The organism is Brevibacterium sp. (assembly GCF_052105255.1).
Lineage (GTDB): Bacteria > Actinomycetota > Actinomycetes > Actinomycetales > Brevibacteriaceae > Brevibacterium > Brevibacterium linens_B.
Genome location: NZ_JBQDYQ010000057.1, coordinates 1 through 19,518, shown reverse-complemented (window position 1 = coordinate 19,518; position 19,518 = coordinate 1). Strand labels below are relative to the sequence as shown.

Annotated in this window: 15 protein-coding genes and 1 pseudogene; 9 read left to right on the top strand and 7 right to left on the bottom strand. The window is 62.5% G+C overall.

Features of this window, described 5'->3' with window-relative positions:
- Positions 1-141: 141 nt before the first annotated feature.
- Positions 142-927 (bottom strand): FadR/GntR family transcriptional regulator, encoded by a 786-nt coding sequence (locus ACTIIH_RS13385; protein ID WP_441452335.1) that lies wholly within the window; start codon positions 925-927, stop codon positions 142-144.
- A gap of 223 nt (positions 928-1,150) precedes the next feature.
- Here ACTIIH_RS13385 and ACTIIH_RS13380 point away from each other — a divergent pair, with 223 nt between their 5' ends.
- The 3 genes from ACTIIH_RS13380 to ACTIIH_RS13370 all read left to right on the top strand — a co-directional run bounded on the left by ACTIIH_RS13380 (position 1,151) and on the right by ACTIIH_RS13370 (position 5,309).
- Entirely contained in the window at positions 1,151-2,839 is a 1,689-nt protein-coding gene (locus ACTIIH_RS13380) for an L-lactate permease (protein WP_441452333.1), read from the top strand.
- An 86-nt stretch (positions 2,840-2,925) separates the two neighbouring features.
- Entirely contained in the window at positions 2,926-4,194 is a 1,269-nt protein-coding gene (locus tag ACTIIH_RS13375; RefSeq protein ID WP_441452331.1) for an alpha-hydroxy acid oxidase, read from the top strand.
- Between the two features lie 95 nt (positions 4,195-4,289).
- Entirely contained in the window at positions 4,290-5,309 is a 1,020-nt protein-coding gene (locus ACTIIH_RS13370; RefSeq protein WP_441452337.1) for an ABC transporter substrate-binding protein, read from the top strand.
- A gap of 31 nt (positions 5,310-5,340) precedes the next feature.
- Here ACTIIH_RS13370 and ACTIIH_RS13365 read toward each other — a convergent pair whose 3' ends face one another.
- Entirely contained in the window at positions 5,341-5,724 is a 384-nt protein-coding gene (locus ACTIIH_RS13365; RefSeq protein ID WP_441452329.1) for a MerR family transcriptional regulator, read from the bottom strand.
- Between the two features lie 188 nt (positions 5,725-5,912).
- Between ACTIIH_RS13365 and ACTIIH_RS13360 the strand changes: the two genes are divergently transcribed.
- The gene (locus tag ACTIIH_RS13360) at positions 5,913-7,433 is read left to right on the top strand and encodes a SulP family inorganic anion transporter (RefSeq protein ID WP_441452327.1); all 1,521 of its coding nucleotides are present in this window, start codon (positions 5,913-5,915) and stop codon (positions 7,431-7,433) included.
- Positions 7,434-7,482: 49 nt separating this feature from the next.
- Here the strand turns inward: ACTIIH_RS13360 and ACTIIH_RS13355 are convergent, their stop codons facing one another.
- From ACTIIH_RS13355 to ACTIIH_RS13345, 3 genes are all read right to left on the bottom strand, one after another.
- Complete coding sequence (locus tag ACTIIH_RS13355) at positions 7,483-8,895, bottom strand: IS1634 family transposase (RefSeq protein WP_441452325.1); 1,413 nt, start codon at positions 8,893-8,895, stop codon at positions 7,483-7,485.
- A 163-nt stretch (positions 8,896-9,058) separates the two neighbouring features.
- Positions 9,059-10,096: a glutaminase A gene (glsA, locus tag ACTIIH_RS13350; protein WP_441090057.1), complete on the bottom strand. Its 1,038-nt coding sequence runs from the start codon at positions 10,094-10,096 to the stop codon at positions 9,059-9,061.
- Between the two features lie 340 nt (positions 10,097-10,436).
- Positions 10,437-11,240 carry a TnsA-like heteromeric transposase endonuclease subunit gene (locus ACTIIH_RS13345; RefSeq protein ID WP_441090058.1) on the bottom strand — a complete coding sequence of 268 codons (804 nt, stop codon included), beginning with the start codon at positions 11,238-11,240 and terminating at the stop codon, positions 10,437-10,439.
- A gap of 243 nt (positions 11,241-11,483) precedes the next feature.
- Here ACTIIH_RS13345 and dnaK point away from each other — a divergent pair, with 243 nt between their 5' ends.
- From dnaK to ACTIIH_RS13320, 5 genes are all read left to right on the top strand, one after another.
- A complete protein-coding gene (gene dnaK, locus ACTIIH_RS13340) occupies positions 11,484-13,346 on the top strand; it encodes a molecular chaperone DnaK (protein ID WP_441090059.1) in 1,863 nt (620 codons plus the stop codon).
- A complete protein-coding gene (locus tag ACTIIH_RS13335; protein ID WP_441452322.1) occupies positions 13,346-14,020 on the top strand; it encodes a nucleotide exchange factor GrpE in 675 nt (224 codons plus the stop codon). Before dnaK ends, ACTIIH_RS13335 begins: the two co-directional genes overlap by 1 nt.
- A gap of 178 nt (positions 14,021-14,198) precedes the next feature.
- A complete protein-coding gene (locus ACTIIH_RS13330; RefSeq protein ID WP_441090061.1) occupies positions 14,199-15,212 on the top strand; it encodes a DnaJ C-terminal domain-containing protein in 1,014 nt (337 codons plus the stop codon).
- A 14-nt stretch (positions 15,213-15,226) separates the two neighbouring features.
- Positions 15,227-15,667, top strand: coding sequence for a heat shock protein transcriptional repressor HspR (locus tag ACTIIH_RS13325; RefSeq protein WP_173155317.1), 441 nt, complete (start codon positions 15,227-15,229; stop codon positions 15,665-15,667).
- A gap of 150 nt (positions 15,668-15,817) precedes the next feature.
- Positions 15,818-16,693, top strand: coding sequence for a DUF1206 domain-containing protein (locus tag ACTIIH_RS13320; protein WP_441452320.1), 876 nt, complete (start codon positions 15,818-15,820; stop codon positions 16,691-16,693).
- Between the two features lie 117 nt (positions 16,694-16,810).
- On the opposite strand, the gene ACTIIH_RS13315 is transcribed toward ACTIIH_RS13320, so the two are convergent.
- Positions 16,811-18,151, bottom strand: a complete 1,341-nt coding sequence (locus tag ACTIIH_RS13315) for an LPXTG cell wall anchor domain-containing protein (RefSeq protein ID WP_441452318.1) — start codon at positions 18,149-18,151, stop codon at positions 16,811-16,813.
- 243 nt (positions 18,152-18,394) lie between these two features.
- Positions 18,395-19,518 (bottom strand): annotated as a pseudogene (locus ACTIIH_RS13310) (hypothetical protein); the annotation flags it as partial.

Genomic DNA, 19,518 nt, shown 5'->3' with positions numbered 1-19,518 from the left:
CCCCCGCCCGGGCCCCACCGTCCCCCAGGCGCACCCCCCCCCGTCCCCCACCCCACCCTACACCAAAATTTCCCCCCTCCGGGGGCCCCCCACCCCCCCGGGGTGGTGGGGGGGCCGCCGTCAGGTAGTAATTGGGGAGGGTCAGGTGTCTGAGAGGCCGGGGAGGCGTGAAGCGGCGAAGCGGATGTGCTCTTCGGTGAGAGCCGCGGCATCTTCGGCGCGACCAGCAGTGATGGCGTCCATGATCCCGTGGTGTTGGGACTGCAGCTTCGCCATCAGCGCCTGCTGGTCGTCGACCCGGCTGAATGAGGAGAAGATCGATTTCCGCAGAGAGGTGCGGATGGCCCCGGTGAGATCGGAGAACAGCTGATTGCCGGCCGCCTGTGCGATGGCCACATGGAACGCAGTATCGGCATCGTTGAAGGTCTCCAAGCTGATGCCGGGGGTGTCCATCATGGCGAGCTGAGCATTGATGGCGGCCAGGGAGTCCTTGTCGGCACGGGTCGCCGCAAGGATCGCGCTCGAGCGTTCGAGCTGGATGCGCGTCTCCGTCACGTCATCGATGCTGAAGTTCGTGAGCGCGACATGAAGGCGGAGGAAGCGGGTCAGCGCGGCCGAGGGCATTGCGGCGATGAACGTTCCGGCGCCACGTCCGGACCCGCCCGAGGATCGGACGACACCGAGGCTCTCGAGCACCCGCAGAGCTTCGCGCACACTGGCCCGGCTGACACCGAGCTTCATGGCCAGGTCGCGTTCGGCCGGCAGGGGATCTCCGACGCCCAGTGTGCCGGCCATGATCTGCTCTTCGACGGCGTCGATGACGAGCTCATAGGTGCTCGCGCGGGTCACCGGTTTCCACTCGGGTCCCGCAGCCGCCGCGGCGCTGCCGGTCTGTTCCAGGCGGAAGTCGTTCGTGTCATCACTCATGGTTGTCTCCACCGCGCCATCATGTCATGCCATTCTTCGCGCTGCTCGTGGGCGTGACCAGAGCGCCCGAGGACATTTGACGCAGATCACATCTTCGTCCTATGCTCACTTTCATGGTCTGACCTCACCAAGGCCATACTGAAAAATATGATCATTCGAGTTCGGTGCGCGTTCACAGGGGAACGGACCCGTCGTGGGCATGCCCGGCTGTGTTGGAGAAGCCATGTACACACCCGAAATCGCGCCGGTGGCCGACAGCCTTCTGTGGTCGTCTCTGTTGGCGATCCTGCCGCTGCTGACGATCTTCGTCACCCTCGGCGCGCTGAAGTGGAAGGCCCACTGGGCCGGACTGACCGCCGTCGGCGTCGCTCTCATCGTCGCGATCGCCGCCTACGGAATGCCCGTCGGGCTCGCTGCGCTGTCGGCGACACAGGGGTTCGCCTTCGGACTGTTCCCGATCATGTGGATCGTCATCACCGCTATCTGGCTCTACGAACTCACCGTGCGCTCGGGCCACTTCGAAGACCTGCGGCTGGTCATCAACGTCATCTCCGACGACCCGCGCATCCAGGCGATCATCGTCGCCTTCTGCTTCGGCGGTCTCCTCGAGGCGCTCGCCGGATTCGGCGCCCCTGTGGCGATCACCGGTGTCATGCTGGTCGCCGTCGGCTTCACCGCCATGCGTGCTGCGGTCGTGGTCCTCGTGGCCAACACCGCGCCCGTGGCTTTCGGTGCGATCGCCATCCCGATCATCACCGCCGGCACCCTCACAGGAATCGACTACCAGGACATCGGCGCGATGGTCGGCCACCAGACCCCGTTCCTCGCCGCGGTCGTGCCGCTGTTCCTCGTCCTGCTGGTCGACGGGCGTCGCGGGCTGAAGCAGATCTGGCCGCTGGCCCTCGTCGTGGGCATCGCCTTCGGCCTCGCGCAGTACGTTTCGGCCACATTCCTCTCCGTCGAACTCACCGACATCATCGCTTCCCTGGTCGGCCTCGCCGCCGTCGTCATCATGCTCCGGTTCTGGAAGCCGAAGGGCGGACAGGAGGCACTCGACCGCATGGCCGATGAGCGCGAACACGAAGGCGCCGCCGCCCCTGACGCCGGCAGCGCTTCTGCAGCTGTGGCTACCGATGTGAAGAAGGAGACCGCGCCGCTGACCGGGTCCCGAGTCGTCCTCGCGCTCTTCCCGTACCTGCTGGTGATCGCCATCTTCTCCGTGGCCAAACTCGTGCCGGTACTCAACAACTGGCTGGCCTCGACCGATGTGAAGATCCCATGGCCCGGACTGGATGGAAACATCTTCAACTCTGCCGGCGAAGTCTCGACGAGCACGGTCTACAACTTCCAATGGCTGTCTTCCCCGGGCACCCTGCTGCTCATCTCCGGCATCATCGTTGCGATCGTGTACAAGATGTCGGCGAAGGACGCCGTCGATGTCTTCATCGTCAACGTTGTGAAGATGAAGTTCTCGATCCTCACCGTCGGATCGGTTCTCGCGCTGGCCTATGTCATGAACCTCTCGGGGCAGACGATCACCATCGGCACCTGGATCGCCGGCACCGGTGCCTTCTTCGCCTTCCTCTCGCCGATCCTCGGCTGGCTGGGCACTGCTGTCACCGGTTCAGACACCTCGGCGAACGCACTGTTCGCCACTCTGCAGCAGACCGCCGCACACGAGGCCGGGCTCAATCCGCTGCTGCTCGTCGGCGCCAACAGCTCGGGTGGAGTCCTCGGTAAGATGGTCAGCCCGCAGAACCTCACCATCGCAGCCACCGCCGTCGGTCTGCTCGGCAAGGAGGCTTCGATCCTCCGCCGCGTCATCGGCTGGTCGTTGGGCATGCTCGTCGCCATGTGTCTGCTCGTCGGACTCCAGTCGACGGTGCTGTCCTGGATGGTGCCCTCGCACTGAGGCCCCCTCGCTGCCGTGGCGGCGACCGGACCGTCCGCACTAATCATTTTCTCACCAACCACCGCCAAACAGAAGGAGCGATAAACATGGTCAAGAGGCAGATTCCTCAGCCGTCCGAGATCTTCGAACTGATGAAGTTCAAGAAGTTCGAACTCGACCCGAAGAAGCGCCGCCTGGAGAATGCGCTGACAATCGAGGACCTGCGCAAGATCGCGAAGCGCCGGACCCCGGCCGCGGCGTTCGACTACACGGATGGGGCCGCCGAGGGTGAGATCTCGATGGAGCGCTCGGTCCAGTCCTTCCGCGACATCGAATTCCACCCCTCGATCCTCAAGGACGTCACGAACGTCGACACCTCGACCCAGATCATGGGCGGCAGCTCGGCCATGCCCTTCGGCATTGCGCCGACCGGCTTCACCCGACTCATGCAGACCGAGGGTGAGACCGCCGGCGCCGGAGCCGCGGGGGCTGCGGGCATCCCGTTCACGCTCTCGACGCTGGGCACGACGTCGATCGAGGACGTGAAGAAGACCAACCCGCACGGGCGCAACTGGTTCCAGCTCTATGTGATGAAGCAGCGCGACATCTCCTACGGCCTCGTCGAGCGCGCGAAGAACGCCGGATTCGACACCCTGTTTTTCACTGTCGACGCTCCCGTCGCCGGTGCCCGACTGCGCGATACCCGCAACGGCTTCTCCATCCCGCCGCAGCTGACCCCGCAGACGATCCTCAATGCCATCCCGCGTCCCTGGTGGTGGTGGGACTTCCTGACCACCCCGAAGCTCGAGTTCGCCTCCCTGTCGGAGACCGGCGGCACCGTCGGCGAGCTCCTCGATTCGGCGATGGATCCCTCGATCGATTTCGACGACCTCGCGGAGATCCGCGCCATGTGGCCGGGCAAGTTCTCCGTCAAGGGCGTGCAGACGCTCGAGGATGCGAAAAAGCTCGCCGACCTCGGCGTCGACTCGATCGTCCTGTCCAACCACGGCGGACGTCAGCTCGACCGGGCACCCGTTCCCTTCGAGCTCCTCCCCGAGGTGGCTCGTGAGATCGGCAAGGACGTGGAGATCATCATCGACACCGGAATCCGCAACGGCGCCGACATCGTCGCCTCCCTGGCGCTCGGCGCGAACTTCACCCTCATCGGCCGCGCCTACCTCTTCGGTCTCATGGCCGGCGGTCGGGAAGGCGTAGACCGGACGATCGAGATTCTCGGCGAGCAGGTCGAGCGCACCATGCGCCTGCTCCAGGTTGCCGATGTCTCCGAGCTCAACCCCTCGCACGTGACCCAGCTGCGTCGGTTCAATCGTGATGAGCGGGCCGAGATCATCAGTTCCCGACCCGCGAAGGCCTGATTCGCCGAGGCGGCTGACCGTCATCTCAATCCGCGGAGTGCTCTCGGCTTGCCTCCTGCGGCATTAGTTAGGGTAGGCTCATCTGTGTGAATCTGATGTTGAAGTATCGGGCGGTCGCAGTGGCCGCCTCCGCACTGACCCTTGCCCTGCTCGCCACCGGCTGTGCTGCCGAGGGCGATAGAGGCACCGATGGGGATGCCAGCAACAAGGACGTCGCCGTCGGCGGCAAAGACTTCGGCACTGCTGATGAGGAGACCGCGAAGCTCGGCAGCGATGCCGAGGCCGGGGTCTTCCCGCGAACGGTCACGCATGCCAACGGCTCGACCGAGATCGAGAAGAAACCCGAGCGCGTCGTCGTTCTCGACACCGGAGAGCTCGACGATGTCCTGTCGCTGGGCATCACGCCCGTCGGCATGGTGACGACCGAAGGCGCCAGCCCGGTGCCGAGCTACCTCGAAGACCAGGTCGAGGGAGTCGAGACGGTCGGCACGATTCAGGAGCTTGATCTGGAGAAGATCGCTTCGCTCGAACCCGACCTCATCCTCGGCAGTCAGCTGCGCGCCGACAAACTCTATGACGAACTCGACGCGATCGCCCCGACGGTGTTCTCCATCCGTCCGGGATTCCCGTGGAAGGAGAACTTCCGCCTCGTCGGTGAAGCGATGGGCATGGAAGACGAGACGACGAAGGAACTCGAGGACTACGCTCGTGAGGCCGGGGAACTCAGGGACTCTGTCGACGGCGATCCGACGATCTCGCTCGTGCGCTTCATGCCTGAGCGCCTGCGCCTCTATGCGAATCAGTCGCTCATCGGAGTCATCCTGAGCGATGCGGGTTTCAAGCGCCCGAAGAATCAGGACGTCGATGAACTCGCCGTCGAGATCTCCCCGGAGAACCTCGACCAGGCCGCAGGGGACTATGTCTTCTACACCAGCTACGGCGACCCTGGTGCCACAGGTGAGACGAAGGCGCTCGAGTCGAGCCAGTGGCAGGGGCTCGACGCGGTCAAAGAGGACAGAGCCATCCGCGTCAACGATGATGTCTGGTTCCTCGGCCTCGGGCCCACCGGGGCCGGTCAGATCCTCGACGATCTGGAGGACCACCTCGGCGATTGAGTCGAATCCTCAGCTCCCCGAAGTCGCTCCTCTAGTCAGTGATCCGTGAGTTGAGCTGATCGATGAACTCATCGGCGGCGGCGAGCTGACGCGCGAGTCCGCTGCGGCGTTCGTGAGCATCATCGAGAAACTGCGCCAGCTCATTCGCTCCATCGGCCCGGGACGGCTCGCTTCCGCGAGCACTCTCCAGTGCCCGGAGCAGGTCACCCATCTGTTCCAGCGAATACCCCAGCGGCTTCATCCTGCGAATCAACATCAGCTGGTCATGATCGTCTTCCGTGTAGAGGCGGAAACCTCCCTCCGACCTGCCCGAAGGAGTCAGCAGGCCGATCTGGTCGTAGTGGCGAATCGTCCGCAGCGACAGCCCCGTGCGTTCAGCCAGCTCTCCGATGTGCATCATTCCGGTCTCGGCCATCGACACTCTCCTCAATTCACGCCAACCCTTACGTTACGTTAAGGTTGATTCCGGCGCCCGTAGCGCAGCGCGATGCGTTCCCGGATTTCACCTTTCGCGTGAAGCGGGAGCATGCCGACCTCGCGCAAGCGCATCCCTCTTTCAGATGGTGTCACACCTGACGTGCTCCCGGCCTTGGAGGCTCAAACATGACGACGAACACGACCACCGCCGACGATCGGAGCCGCTACCTGCCCGACCCCTCGGTGGCGACTGCACTGAAGACTCCGCGTCTTCTCGTGCGAGAAGTTCTGGCGGGACTGGTCGTTGCGCTGGCGCTGATCCCTGAGGCGATCTCGTTTTCCATCATCGCCGGCGTCGACCCGAAATTCGGCCTGTTCTCCTCATTCATCATGGCCGTGACCATTGCCTTCGTCGGCGGACGCCCGGCGATGATCACCGCCGCGACCGGCGCAGTCGCGCTCGTCATCGCGCCGGTGGCCCGTGAATACGGAATCGACTACTTCATCGCCACCGTCCTGCTCGCCGGAGTGCTGCAGATCGTGCTCGCCGTGTTCGGTGCCGCGAAGCTGATGCGTTTCATTCCCCGCAGCGTCATGGTCGGATTCGTCAACGCCTTGGCGATCCTCATCTTCTCGGCGCAGCTCCCACAGCTGATCGATGTGCCCTGGATGGTCTACCCGCTCGTTGCAGTCGGTCTGGTCATCATGATCGTCATGCCGAAGATCACCAAGGTCGTCCCCGCTCCGCTGATATCGATCATCATCGTCACCGTCGCCGTCGTGGCCTTCGCGATCAACGTCCCCACCGTCGGCGATCAGGGGGAGCTGCCCCGCAGTCTGCCGGAGCTGTTCATCCCCGGCGTCCCCCTGACCTGGGAGACGTTGACGATCATCGCCCCGTACTCTCTGGCGATGGCCCTCGTCGGACTCATGGAATCACTGATGACGGCGAAGCTCGTCGACGATGTCACAGACACGCATTCGAACAAGACCCGCGAAGGTTGGGGCCAGGGAGTGGCGAACATCCTTTCAGGGTTCTTCGGCGGCATGGGCGGATGCGCCATGATCGGCCAGACCATGATCAACGTCAAAGCCTCCGGCGCCCGCACCCGCATATCGACCTTCCTCGCCGGGTTGTTCCTGCTGATCCTCGTCGTCGCGCTCGGCGACGTCGTGTCCGACATTCCGATGGCGGCCCTCGTCGCCGTGATGATCATGGTCTCGGTCGGCACCTTCGACTGGCACTCGATCAGGCTCGCCACGCTCAAGCGAATGCCCAAGAGCGAAACTGCCGTCATGATCATCACCGTCGCCGTGGTCGTCGCGACTCACAACCTCGCCATCGGCGTCGTCGTCGGGGTGTTCGTGGCCTCTGTGATGTTCGTCCGTCGCGTTGCCCATCTCATCGACGTTCGCCGTGAGATCCAGGTGCAGGGTGATCAGAAGGTCGCGCACTATGCAGTCGAAGGGCAGCTGCTGTTCGCCTCCAGCAACGACCTGACGACGCTGTTCGAATACGCTGACGATCCGGATCGGGTCGTCATCGATTTCACGAAGTCGCATATCTGGGACGCGTCGACCGTCGCCGCTCTCGACACGATCGAGACGAAATACGAGCAGCACGGGAAATCTGTGGAGTTCGTCGGCATGAACGACTTCACGACTGCGTTCCATGCTCGGCTCACAGGCGGTCTCGGCGGGCACTAGCGGTTTTATTCGACTACTGTCCGGCTCTGACCGGACTCCACAGCGGTAGTTACCCTGGCGGTGTGAGTGCGTCGCGGATATGGGCAGCGTCATCGCTGACAGGGTCGGCGGCAGCGACGGTATGCCCAGCGATCGTGACTGCCGTTTCAATGATGGGCTTGAGCGTGGTGATGATGCGTTTCTTCGACCAGTCAGTGACAGCGTAGAGGTAGCGCTCTACGGCTAGCGCGGTGAACACGATCGTCAGGTGCGCTTCCATTGCGTCCCTGGTGCGGTGGAAGATCGGGCGGGCCCTCAGATCGGTCTTCGACATGCGAAACGACTGCTCGACGTGCCAAGGCTCGTGATAATTCCCGATCACTTCAGCTGCGGTCATGGCGACAGCTTTGTTGCGCTGCTGGGTCAGTGTCTGCCGGTTCCTGACGGCTCGTTTCCGTCGGAACTGCCACACGGCCCGCCATGCGTCCGGATGCGATTCATCCGTCCACGCGGATTCAGCTCTCGTGCTGACCCGTTCGGGATCGAGGCGTTTTGCTCCGCGTGGAGTGATCGTATCGACGATACGTCCGTCGTCGGTGGCTGTTCCTTCCCAATGGAAGTCCGTGGCCAGGTCGCCTGGTGCCCGAGTTAGGCGCGAACCGACGATGAACCGTAGACCGGCATCGTCGAGATCTTTCAGATTCTTCGCCGAAAGCTTTCCGGCATCGGCGGCGATGACCATATCGGCGATCCTATGACAGTCTTGGAACTGTTTCACGATCGGGATGATCGTGTGCGTTTCGGCTTTGTTGCCCTCGTAGCAGCCGATCTCTAACGGGAAGCCGTGGAGGTCGACGAGGAGCCCGACGACGATCTGCGGGTCGACTCGGCGTTCTTTGGGGTACCCGACTTTGCGGAAGTCGTCTTCTTTCTCTGCCTCGAAATACAATGTCGTGACGTCGAAAAGGCACAGCGTCACACCGTCGGTTGGCTCCGCGTACGTGTAGCATTTCTCAGCGATTTGGTCGCGGTACTTCCTGCTGTGGGCACGGCCGACTGCGTTGAGCGGCGTGTTGTAGTGCGGCGGCTTCGCGCCGATGTCGTCAAGGACGCGGATGCTGTCGCGTTTCGATGTCGGCTCGACCGAACGCGCCAGCACGAGTTGGAAGAACACGTCGTCGTTGACGATGTCGAAGCCGAGGCGTCGATAGGCCGTGTCGATGGTATCGATGAGCAGGCCGCAGCGTTTGGCGCCTAATACCGCGGTGTGGCCAACCATTGCGGAGTCGACGGTATCGAAGTCCGGAACGCCTTGGCCGGGGTTGAGGAACTCCCGTGCCTCTTCCATCTTCACGGCCAGTTCTGCTTCAGTTCGAGCCGATCCGATGTGCTTGACGATCTTGTACTGTCCGCCTGGTTTGTCCACGATCTGCACAAGCGTGACGCCGGGCCTGCCGGGCACGCTACGAACGAACGGGCTCATAACCTCATTCTAGGCGCCACTGTAGTCACCCACGAGCGATCAGTTAAGCCTACTGACCAGCACAAACAGTTAACACCACCTCGTTCATGCCTCCTGTCCGCTGCGCCCTGGTCAGCAGCCGTGAGAGTTCGCTGATGACAAAGGCGTCGCTGGCTCTCCTTGTTCAGCCTCGCTTTCGCGGTGTCGAGGAAAAGAGGTTGAGACCAAGCTTTCGGGAGAGATGGGCAGTCGCGTGTATTCCGCGCACACTGTTCCCGGCCGCGTCGAGGGGCGGAGAGAATATGGCAAGGCTTCCTTTGCCCGGTGCGACTGTGACGACGCCGCCGGCGACTCCGCTCTTTCCTGGCATGCCGATCTCGTAGAGCCAGTCCCCACTCGCTTCGTACATTCCGGTGGTTGCCATCACCGAGAGGACGTCTTGGCTGACAGCGGGACTGACTACTGATGCTCCGGTCACCGGATGGGCGCCACCGTTCGCCAGCGTAGCTCCCATGATCGCAAGATCTTCGGTCGTTACGCGAAGTGAGCACTGACGTGTGTACAGCTCAGTGACACAGGCTGGGTCCACAGCGATGTGGCCGTAGCTCTGCAACAGTCGAGCGATGCTCAGGTTGCGCAGATTCGTCTCCATTTCCGACTGATACACATCGTCATCAAGTAGCAGGTCACGCCCAGCGAAGGCGGACAGTCCCGCATGGATGAATTCCCATTTCTGGTCCCATGATTCCCCCGGCACGAGCGACGTCGTCGCCAAAGCCCCGGCATTGACCATAGGGTTCATGGTATGTCCCGCATTCAGCTCGATCGCCATGACGGAGTTGAATGGCAGACCCGTGTTATTTACACCGATCCGCTCACGGACCTCATCGTGGCCGACTGAGTCGCACACGAGCGCATAGACGAACGCCTTTGCGATCGACTGGATGGAGAACTCTTGTCTCGAATCACCGGTGCTGAAGGTGCTGCCATTTGTTGACGCCAAAGTGAGGCCGAACCATCGAGGGTCTGCCTCTGCGAGCTTCGGAATGTAACTTGCAACGTTTCCCTCCTCGAGGCCTGCGTACATCGAGTGGGTCTTCTCCATCATCTTCTCGACGATTGCCGGCGCAGGGAGGTCTCCAGTTGAAACGAGGCTCGGCTCCACCGCGGCGCGATCGCGTTCGTACGGGAACGGTACTGGATTCCTAGGATGATTCGACATAATGCAAGGTTAGCGGTGGATGCCTGCGTACGGAATCTCAGCAATGTTACAACCGAACTGAACGTGAGCGGCGCAGGCTCGAAAGCCTCGGGAGCACGCCACGGTGATCGCGCCAATCATACGTAGATGTATTGCCTGTAGGGTTTGATCAACTCGGAGCGGCTTCCATCCAATCTGCTTTCGTCGCCGGTGTCCGCGGCAGCTAGCGCCGGAGCATGGGCCCTTTTGAACTGATCCGCCGAACGCAGTATCACCGCAAAACCATTAAGCTCAACGACTGTCCATGCTGTTCCTTGGTACCAGAGTCGGGATCCGACAGAGACATCTAGAACTGTCGTGCTCATACCTGTTCCTGTCCCGAAGGTTGAAGAACCGACTCTGTGCTCAATCGTCGATCCATATCGATTCCGGCAGCGCCAGACCAGATTAGGGAAAGGACAGCGACATACCAGTCGTCCTTGTTGAGCTTTCGTGGCCGGCTGTTCAAGATGTCGCTCAGGGAAAGTGGATGGTCACGCAGTTTCTCGCGGGCTTTCGATACGACACCAGGCAGCAATCGTTCTGGTCGCCGACCGAGGGAGATCATCTTGATGTTTCTCAGTACTGTGGAATCTCCGCCCGAGAAGATCTCGTAATGCCACGCCTTCTCTTCACAGAGGACTCTGGTCCATTCAAACTGCTTTCGCACCGACGGTTCGTCAAGTAGATGCTTTGGCTTGACGTCGAGGAGAGTGACGCGTTGATCGGCGTGAGTCAGCAAGATATCGGGGACGTGGGTTCGCTGCGCATTGTCTGATTGTGCAGCGAGTTGGAACGGTTGTGTGCGGATTACATTCACTGATGTGCCGAAGTCGGCTAACCAGAGTCGATCCAGCTCGAGAATACTTTCGTAAATCAGTTGTCGGCGGTTCGTCGAGAACCAGAACAGTCCCGGGTAGTTTTCGCGATAAGTCGGTGGAATTCGTGCGGGGTGGCCCTGGACGACGAGATCTGCGCGAGCACGTGCCCACGTCGTGGCGACTTCGTCAAGGTGCAGTATCGGAACGTTGCGTTGCGAACGGCCATATCCTGATGGTCCTCGGTTGACAGGTGCGTAAGAAATTTGACACGCCATGGCCAAGAAAGTGAGAAAGTGGCAACTCACGCGAGAACCTACAGCAGCCGTCTGAAAAGAATTTTTCTCCCGCCGGAATAAAACTATCCTCAGCAAAGTTGAGTCTGGTGTACGCAACTTTGATGAGGTCGACTTGACCGTCGGAACCTCGGAGAGAATACTTGAGTCCAGTTGGCTCAATGTGTGCGGTCGAGTGGTTCTGACCCAAGGGCCGGCGCCGCCCGATCGCACACATTCGAGTCGAAGGAACTCACGAACTAAGGAGAGAAAACTATGGCACGTGCAGTTGGAATCGACCTCGGAACCACGAACTCCGTCGTTGCAGCCCTCGAAGGCGGCGAGCCGAAGGTCATCCCGAACGCCGAAGGCGGTCGCACGACCCCGTCCGTCGTCGCAGTCAACAAGAACGGCGACTGGCTCGTCGGCGAGATCGCCAAGCGCCAGGCCGTCACGAACGTCAAGAACACCGTCGCATCGGTCAAGCGCCACATGGGCACCGACTGGTCCACCGAAATCGGCGGCAAGAAGATGACGGCTCCCGAGATCTCGGCCCGCATCCTCCAGAAGCTCAAGCACGACGCCGAGGAGTACCTGCAGGAGAAGGTCACCGACGCGGTGATCACCGTCCCTGCCTACTTCAACGACGCCGAGCGACAGGCCACGAAGGACGCTGGTGAGATCGCCGGACTCAACGTCTCGCGCATCATCAACGAGCCCACCGCTGCCGCTCTGGCCTACGGCCTCGAGCGCGGCAAGGAAGACGAACTCATCCTCGTCTTCGACCTCGGTGGCGGAACGTTCGACGTCTCGCTGCTCGAAGTCGGCAAGGACGAAGACGACTTCTCCACCATTCAGGTCCGTGCGACCTCAGGTGACAACCGCCTCGGCGGTGACGACTGGGATCAGCGGATCGTCGACTGGCTGGTTGAGCAGGTCAAGAACAACTACGGTGTCGACCTGACCAAGGACGCCACCGCTCTGCAGCGCCTCAAGGAAGCCGCTGAGCAGGCCAAGAAGGAACTGTCCTCGGCTACCAGCACGAACATCTCGCTGCAGTACCTGTCGATGAGTGAGAACGGACCCATCCACCTGGATGAGACCCTCACCCGGGCGAAGTTCGAGGACCTGACCAAGGATCTCCTCGAGCGCACCAAGGCTCCGTTCCACGCTGTGATGAAGGATGCCGGCGTATCCGTTAAGGACATCGACCACGTCGTCCTCGTCGGCGGATCGACCCGCATGCCCAGCGTGACCCGGGTCGTCACCGAACTCACCGGAGGCAAGGAACCCAACAAGGGTGTCAACCCCGATGAGGTCGTCGCGATCGGCGCCGCCGTGCAGGCCGGTGTCCTCGTGGGTGAGCGCAAGGACGTTCTGCTCATCGACGTCACCCCGCTCTCGCTCGGACTCGAGACCAAGGGCGGCGTGATGACGAAGCTCATCGAGCGCAACACCCCGATCCCGACCAAGCGTTCGGAGACCTTCACCACCGCAGAGGACAACCAGTCCTCCGTGTCGGTCCAGGTCTTCCAGGGTGAGCGGGAGTTCACTCGCGACAACAAGAACCTCGGCACTTTCGAGTTGACCGGTATCGCTCCGGCTCCGCGCGGTGTGCCGCAGATCGAGGTCGGCTTCGACATCGACGCCAACGGCATCGTCCACGTGTCTGCCACCGACAAGGGCACAGGCACCGAGCAGTCGATGACGATCACTGGCGGTTCCGCGTTGCCGAAGGAAGACATCGACCGCATGGTTCGTGAGGCCGAGGAGCACGCAGAAGAGGACAAGAAGCGCCGTGAGGCTGCCGACGTCCGCAACAATGCGGAGAACCTCGCCTACCAGACCGAGAATCTGCTGACCGACAATGCCGACAAGCTGCCGGAAGAGCTCAAGACCGAGATGCAGGGCGATGTCGACGCCGTCAAGGAAGCCCTCAAGGGTGAAGACGACGACGCCGTGAAGTCCGCCTACGACAAACTCGTGGAGAACCAGCAGAAGATCGGCGAAGCCATCTACAGCCAGCAGGGCGGTGCCGAAGGCGCCGAAGCTGCCGGTGAAGGTACCGCCGATGCAAGCGCAGACGACGATGTCGTCGACGCCGAAGTTGTCGACGATGAGGATGAGGAGAAGAAGTAATGACTGCCGAGGGCAACGACAAGTCGTCCGAGGAGCCAGGCTTCAACTTCAGCGACAAGCGCCGGGTCGATCCGAACACCGGTGAGGTCCGTCCCGAGGCCGACGCCCAGTCGGCCTCGGCCGGGGCCGGCGAGGAGCCGACCTCGGACGCGAATGCCGAACAGGCTGCCGCGTCCGATGCCAGCGACCTCGGGGTGGACATCCCGTCCGATGCCTCGGGTCTCGAAGACATCGAGCCGGAAGCCGAGCCCGAACCGGGCTCGGAGGCAGCGGGGTACCTGGCCGACCTCAAGCGCATCAACGCCGAATATGCGGCGTATCGGATGCGCGCCGACCGCGAACGTGAGCGTGCGGCTCTCGGCGGCACGATCAAGGTCGTTGAGGCCCTGATCCCCGTGCTCGACGAGGTCAAGCTCGCTCGCGACAACGGCGATGTCAGCGGGCCTTTCGAGACCCACGTGAACAAGCTCGTCGAATCGCTGAACAAGATCGGCGTCGAACAATACGGAGAGGTCGGCGACGAGTTCGACCCGAACATCCACGAGGCGCTCATGCAGCAGCCATCGGATGAGGTCGAGAATCCGACGCTCTTCCTGGTCATGCAGCCGGGCTACCGTATCGGGGAGCGCATCATTCGCGCCGCCCGTGTCGGTGTCCAGCAGCCGGAGGACTGAACGACAACGATCGCCGAGGCGGCCGCCGGCCCCGTACGCCGGTTCACCGAGGTACGGGGCCGGGGAACCGCCTCGGCGGCGGTCCGGATCTTCGGGGCAGTGCCCCGGGGATGCGGATTGTGAGAGGACAAGTGAATACCGTGATGACAGGATTGATTGGAAGGAAAGGAGGTGCCAGGTGAATACCGGACCTCAGAATGATTGGTTCGATAAGGACTTCTACAAAACCCTCGGCGTCTCCAAGGATGCTTCCGACGCTGAGATCAAGAAGGCTTATCGCAAGCTCGCGCGCAAGTATCACCCGGACGCCAACCCCGGTGATGAGAAGGCCGAAGAGAAGTTCAAGGAGATCGGCCAGGCCCACCAGGTGCTCTCCGACAAGGAATCCCGGGCCCAGTACGATCAGGTCCGCGCCATGGGCGGCGGTGCCAGGTTCAGCGCCGGTTCCGGTGGACCGGGCGGGGCTGCCGGCGGCGGATTCGACGATGTGTTCTCCGACCTCTTCGGAGGCGGCGGACGCACCAGGACCCGCACGACCTACACCGGTGGGGGAGACGTTCCCCCGGACCTGGCGGATCTGCTCGGCGGATTCGGCGGAGGTTTCGGCGGTGGCGGTTACGGCGGCTACCAGCCTCCGGTCAAGGGCGGCGACATCAAGGCGAGTACGACGCTGTCGTTCACCGAAGCGATCAACGGTGCCTCGGTGAAGCTGAATATGCCGGGTGGGAAGCCGCTGACCGTGCGGACACCGATCGGGGTCAAGGACGGGCAGAAGATCCGCCTGGCCGGCAAGGGCAAGACCAGCCCCAACGGCGGCGAGCCCGGTGACGTCATCCTCACCGTGCACGTACGCCCGCACCCGGTCTTCACCCGCGATGGTGACAACCTGCGGATTGAGCTGCCGATCAGCTTCGACGAGGCGGCCCTCGGCGCCGAGGTCAAGGTGCCGACCCTGGGCGGAACGCCCGTCAAGGTCAAGGTCGCACCGGGGACACCCTCGGGACGGACCCTGCGCGTGCGGGGCAAAGGTGTGAAGACGAAGAAAGGCACCGGCGATCTGCTGGCGACAGTCCAGATCGTGGTGCCGAAGAATCTGTCCAAGGAAGCCAAACAAGCGGTCGAGGCCTTCAAGGCCGCCACCGAAGGTGAGGATCCACGCGCCGGCTTGCTGGACAAGGCCAAGGCCAGCTGAGGTGGTTAATCACAATGCACATTTCATCGAGTGCGGCGGTGTATGTCATCTCGGTGGCCGCGGATCTGGCGGGCATGCACCCGCAGACGCTGCGGCAGTATGACCGACTGGGTCTCGTCACTCCGGATCGCACTGCGAGCCGGGGCCGGCGTTATTCCGGAAGGGACATCGCCAAGCTGCGACTGATCCAGCAGCTGTCGCAGGACGAGGGAGTCAACCTCGTCGGGATCAAGAAGATCATCGACCTGCAGAATCAGGTCGATGCGCTCAAGAGCCGCAACGAGGAGCTCGAGGACGAGGTTCGGGCACGCCGGTCGGCGCAGGAACGCGATGCGCGCGTCTTCGCAGCCGGCACCGTGGGCGGAGACGTCGTCTCGATCTCGAGGGGACGACGCCCACAGGGTCGTCCTGAACCGGGAGCCTTGGTGCTGTACAACCGGTATCGGCGCGGCTGAGTCGGCAGTCGCCGGTCAGAGTCGGTGTGATCGGATCTGAGGCGGAGTGCGAACCCATCTGGGTATTCGCGCTCCGCCTCTTCGCATCTGTCCGAGGATTCTGTTTGTTTGCGGCGCAGAAAAGTACAGATGCTGTGCGACACTGACTCTGTGGACGAGAAAGAGAAGGTTCGACAGGTCGCCGACAGCGCTGATTCGGCGGCTCAGGAAGCCGCAGACAGCCGCTGGTTCGAGCGGGTGGCCCGAGCGGGATTCATCGCCAATGGATTGGTCCACGCCATCCTCGGCGCGACCGCTGTGACGATCGGGCTGGGGCAAGGCGGCGGCAACGCCGACCAGGCAGGAGCTGTCGGCCAGATCGCTGCGCAGCCCTTCGGCATGGTGCTCATCATCGTCTGCTTCCTCGGCTGTGCGTTGATGGCTTTGTGGTGCCTGGTCAACGCGTTCTTCGGCTCAGCATCGCTGCGTGGCGCTGGTACTCGGGATCTGCAGGAGAAGCAGGGGAGGAAACAGTGGACCGACTTCTTCACGATGGTCGGTTCTGCCATCGCCTATGTAGTCGTGGCGGCAACCTTCTCCCAATTCGTCTTCGGCGGAGGAGCGGATTCGGGTAAGTCGAGTTCACAGGCCTCGACGACGGTGGCGAAGGCGCCGGCTGGACTGTATATCCTCATGGCCGTCGGCGCCGTGATTGCGATCATCGGCATCGTATTCTGTGTCAACGGTCTGCGGCGGAAGTGGAAAGACGAGCTGCGTCGGCCGCGCAGCGCGTTCACTCGCTTCCTCGTCGGTTTCACCGGTGTTGTCGGGTATCTGGGCAAAGGTGCGACTTTGCTGTCGGTGGGCATCCTCATCGTGGTGTCCGCGGCGACCGGTGATCCGGAGGAGTTCACCGGAATCGACGGTGCGCTCAAGGGCATGCGCGATCAGCCGTTCGGGCCGTATCTGCTGTTGGCTGTGGGTCTCGGCCTGGTCCTCTACGGAGTCTTCCTCGCCCTGCGCTCGAGGTACGACCGCATGGAATGAGCCGTCTTCTGCCCGGCATCGCTGAGACGACGAAGGGCGCGAACCCGATCGGGTTCGCGCCCTTCGTCGTCTCACGCCCAGCTCAATCGAGCCCGGGCGAGCTCAGGTCGGTCGCTATCAGATCTCAGCGGGATCCTGTGCGACCTTCTTGCGGCGCATGGTCATGGCGACTGCGACTCCACCGATGAGGAGGAGGCCGGCGCCGCCGACGAGGCCGGTCAGCTCGGTACCGGTGCGAGGCAGGTCGCCGCCGTTGCCGGCATCTCCGTTGTCGCCATCGTCGTTGCCGTCTTCATCGCCGTCGCCGCCACCGGCGTTCGGGTCGTCCTCGACCGAGAAGTCACCGGTCAGTTCGTCATCGCCGCAGGTGACGGTGACGTCGTAATCGCCGATGTAAGCCGAGGCGTTGGAGGCGCTGGTGCCGTAGACGTTGACGTTGGCCTTGCCTTCGTCGTCAGCCTGGACGGTCTTGTCGAAGGCGGTGACGCTCGACTCGCCCTTGGGGTTGACGAGGAAGCGGACATCTTCACCGGGTTCGCAGTTCTCGACGGCGAGGGTGACGCCCTTGTCTTCCTTGACGAAGTCAGCAGGCGTGATCGACTCGGGGGAGACGGTCAGCTTGGCTTCTTCAGCCGGAGCGGTGGGTTCTTCGGTCTCGTCTTCGGTGATGGTGAAGTCCTGAGCCGGGGACCTGGTCTCGGCTTCGGGGTCGAACGCCCAGACTGAGTAGTCGCCGGCGGGGAGGTCGCCATCGCCTTCGAACTTCAGTGTTGTGGAGAACTTTCCTTCGCCGTCAGTCGTGACTTCCTTAGTGGCGAAGGGCGACTGTGCGTTTCCGCCGACGACGTTGATTGCGGTATCCGGAGCGAATCCTTCACCGGTGACCTTGACACCGTTCTCCGCAAACTCGCTCTCCGTGAACTTGTCGGCGTTGAGCGAGACCTTCGGGTCGGTCTCAGGAGCTTCGGGCTCGTCGGAATCACCTTCGGTGACGGTGAAGCTCGCCGGGATCTCCTGCTTTTCGCCATCGCGTTCGACGATGACCGTGAAGTTGACCTCACCGGGGTCGATCGCGCTGGGATCCCCGGTGGTGTTGTAGATGGTGTAGGTCAGAGTGTCGCCTTCTGCGGTGTCGGACTGACCCCCCTTGTAGGAGATGTTGTCAGAAACCTTGTCGCCTGCCTCGAGGCCGGTGACGGTGACCTGGACACCCTTTTCCCGGTTTGCGAGATCTTCCTGCGAGACCTTCTGGGGCGAAACGCTGGCCTTGACGTCTTCAAGGGCTCCTTGAGCTACCCCGGTGCCCTTGGCGACGCTTGCTTTAGCGAACTCCGCCGAGGCACTCTTGGCGGGCTGAGTGTCGGCCGAGGCGGGGGCCTCGGGAGCAGCGATGACTGGGGATGCGGCCAGGCCGGTGATGGCGATGGCCACCGCGGGTGCGAGGGCGAGCTTCTTCATGTATTTCCTTCGAAAGTTACAGCTGAGTGTGAAGTATTACGAATGTAACGGTAATGCAACATTCACCACACACATAGTTGTGGTCGTTTTGTTCAGCACTGACTTCGGCCCCGTCGCAGAGTTCATTTTCCATTCACCTGGAAGCACCGATTCGTCTCGGACGGCAGAACAGACGAAGGGGCGGCTCAGTGTGTGCTGAGCCGCCCCTTCGTCTGTCGTTCCAGGCTGACCGCCTGTCTCGGATCAGAAGCTTGTCGGAGTCCGTCCGAACTTGTTCTTGCGGCCGGTCAGTGCGATCGCGGCGCCGCCGACGAGGAGGAGCAGGGCTCCCGTCGTCAGCCCGCCGAGGTCGGCGCCGGTGCGAGGCAGCTGGTTGCCGTCGTCTCCACCGCCGTTGCCGGCATCACCGTTGTCTCCGCCGCCGTTGCCGTTGTCGTCTCCTCCGCCTTCGGCGCCTGCGGTGACCTTGAAGGGGTCCGTCATGGTGTCACCGCCGCAGGTGGCAGTCGCGGTGTAGGAGCCGACGTAGGCCGAGGCATCCGACGAGGTGCCGAAGACATTGACCGACGCACGGCCTTCGTTATCGGCTTTGACGGTGTTCTCGTAGGCCGTGACGTTGATGCCCTTCGGGTTGACCTCGAAGTGGACATCTGCGCCCGGTTCGCAGTTCTCGACGGCGAGGGTGACGCCTTTCTTCTCGTTGGCGAAGTCTGCGGCCTCGATCGTCTTCGGTGAGACTGTGAAGGTCGCCTCGGCGGGTGCCTCGGTCTCACCATCGTCGTCGCCGACAACGTTGATGTTGCCGTCGAGAGTCTCCGACTCGGTGCCTTCGCGGTCGATGGTGACGGTGAACGGAACCTTGCCGGCCTCGAGGCTGTCGGGGTTGCCCTCGTACCAGAGGTGGAGCGTGTAGTCGCCATCGGCATCGGCGGTCTCGCTCTTCCCGGTGAGGGAATCGGTGATCGTGTCACCCTTCTTCACGCCCGTGACGGTGACGGTTACGCCCTTGTCCTTGTTGGCGAGATCCTCGGCGGTGATCTCCTTTGGATCGACCTTGAGCGAAGCATCGATCGGTTCAACAGCGTCGTCTTCGGTGACGGTGAAGTCCTGAGCCGGGGACTCGGTTTCGGTGTCCTGGTCGACGGCCCAGACGGAGTAGTCGCCGACGGGGAGTTGGCCGTCGCCCTCGAATGTCAGGGGTGCGGAGACCTTTCCTTCGTCGTCGGCTTCGACTTCCTGAGTTGCGAACGGCGACGTTTCGTTGCCGCCGACGACGGTGACCGGGCCGTTCGGGGTGAAGCCCTCGCCGGTGACCTTGATGCCGTTGTCCGCGAACTCGCTCTGTGTGAACTCATCGGCGTTGAGCG